This is a genomic window from Streptomyces sp. NPDC054841 (assembly GCF_053611045.1).
In genome coordinates this window covers 1-2,082 of sequence record NZ_JBSGZO010000808.1, presented here as the reverse complement: position 1 = coordinate 2,082, position 2,082 = coordinate 1, and the positions used below count along the sequence as shown (strand labels likewise).

Annotated in this window: 3 protein-coding genes; all 3 read right to left on the bottom strand. The window is 69.7% G+C overall.

The window, feature by feature from the left end; translation table 11 throughout:
- Positions 1-44: 44 nt before the first annotated feature.
- On the bottom strand, positions 45-728 hold the full coding sequence (locus tag ACWGI8_RS43430; RefSeq protein ID WP_453669039.1) for an LPXTG cell wall anchor domain-containing protein: 684 nt from the start codon (positions 726-728) through the stop codon (positions 45-47).
- A gap of 171 nt (positions 729-899) precedes the next feature.
- Positions 900-1,370 (bottom strand): hypothetical protein, encoded by a 471-nt coding sequence (locus ACWGI8_RS43425; protein ID WP_453669037.1) that lies wholly within the window; start codon positions 1,368-1,370, stop codon positions 900-902.
- 65 nt (positions 1,371-1,435) lie between these two features.
- Complete coding sequence (gene pth, locus ACWGI8_RS43420; RefSeq protein WP_453669035.1) at positions 1,436-2,035, bottom strand: aminoacyl-tRNA hydrolase; 600 nt, start codon at positions 2,033-2,035, stop codon at positions 1,436-1,438.
- Positions 2,036-2,082: the final 47 nt, after the last annotated feature.

Below are 2,082 nucleotides of genomic sequence, written 5' to 3'. Positions count from 1 at the left end.
CCCCAGCCTGGGCGGCTCGTGCGCGCCAGCAGTCCCGTAGGCCGTCAGTGCTGCTGCTGGGCCTTGCGGCGGCGCATCACCAGGTAGCCGCCGCCCGCGACGAGAGCGGCCGCGACCGCCGAGAGCGTGCCCACGGGTGCGCTCGAACCGGTCTCGGCGAGGTCTCCGGACTCGCCCTTCACGGACGGAGCCGGGGTGGGCCGGTCGTCCGCGGGCGTGGAGGGCGCCTCGTCCGCCGGGGTGGACGGCTCGGCCGAGGGCTCGTCGCCCGGCTCGTCGCCGGGCTTGTCACCGGGCTTGTCGTCCGGCTTGGTGTCCTCGGACGCGCAGTCGGTCCAGAACACCTTGTGCTTGGCGCTGCCGTGCTCGCCGTCGAAGTTCCAGAACAGCTTGTAGTGGCCGTCGGGAAGCGACAGGTCCGCGGTCCGGCCGTGGCCGGAGCCGTCGAGCGTCAGTGAACCGGACTCGACCTCCTCGCCCTTGACGCCGGCGGTCGGGGCCCAGGCCTCGATACGCCAGTCGACCTGCTGACCGGCGTCGAATCCGAAGGCGTCGAGGTAGAAGGTGCAGACGTGCGGCTCGTTCTTGCGGAGTTCTTCGCCGGTCTTGGCGTCGTGGATCTTCACGGTGCCGTTGTCGCCGGACGGGGTGGCGAGCGCGGAAGGAGCGAGCAGCAGCGAGCAGACCGCGGCCGTCACCACCGCGCCGGTGGAAGTGAGCATGCGCATGGGCAGTCCAACAGGGGAGAAGGGTGCCGTGGGGGGCGGCTCAGCTTCCTGTCGGCCGCACCGGGCCGTCAATACGTGTGCTGACGCAATCCGCCCCAAGCGCTGCCAGTTGCCCGAATACTCCTCGGTAACGATCCTGTGAATGCGTCGTTCCGGTAACGGCCGGGCTTGTCAGAGCGCGAAGAACGCCCCCAGCAACAGCGCTCCGCCCGCCGCTGCCGTCGCCCAGGCCGTGCGAGTCATACGGAGGCCGCCGCCGATGACGCAGGCGGCCAGGAGGAGCGCGCCGCCGAAGGGGAGCCAGGCGTGGAGCGCACCGGGCCAGCCGGTGCGCACGACCTCATCGGTGCCGGGCTTCACGACGACCTGGAGCGTGGCGCCCTTGGTGACGGCGACCGACTGCTCGATGATCATGCCCTTGCGCACGGCGCCGGGGCCCTCGGGGTCGAACGGCCCCGTGCAGGTCTTCTCGCCGCAGCCGGCGACAGTGAGCGTGCCGTGCTCACGGCCCTTGGCGAGCAGGACGTGCTGGGCCGTGCCCCAGGACGACCAGACTCCGGCGACGAGCAGCAGCAGGGCCACCAGGACCATGGCCACACGGCGGCCGTGGTCGAGCATCCGGCCGGAGGAGTTCCGCTTCATGGGGCGCGATCCTTCGGCAATCGACCGCGCTCGGTCAACCTTTGACCAGAGGTTCGTCGGGGTTGTCAGGAGTTGTACGCGCTCTGCGCCCGCTCCAGCCCCTCCTCCACCAGACACTCCACCGAGTCCGCCGCCCGGTCCACGAAGTAGTCCAGCTCCTTGCGCTCCGCCGACGAGAAATCCTTCAGCACGAAGTCGGCGACCTGCATCCGCCCCGGCGGACGCCCGATCCCGAACCGGACCCGGTGATAGTCCGCGCCCATCGCCTTCGTCATCGACTTCAGACCGTTGTGCCCGTTGTCCCCGCCGCCCAGCTTCAGCCGCAGAACGCCGTAGTCGATGTCCAGCTCGTCATGGATCGCAATGATGTGCGCCGTCGGAACCTTGTAGAAATCCCGCAGCGCGGTCACCGGACCGCCCGACAGATTCATGTACGACATGGGCTTGGCGAGAACGACCCGCCGGCTCGCCGGACCGGGCGAACCGATCCGGCCCTCGACGACCTGCGCCTGCGCCTTCGTCGCCCGCTTGAACTTCCCGCCCACGCGCTCGGCGAGCAGATCGGCCACCATGAACCCCACGTTGTGGCGGTTCGCCGCATAATCCGGCCCCGGATTACCGAGCCCCACGATCAGCCAAGGGGCGTTGGCGTCGTCCGTCGTCATGTCCGTCGCGTCTCCTCGCGTACCCGTACCTGTACCCGCATACCTAC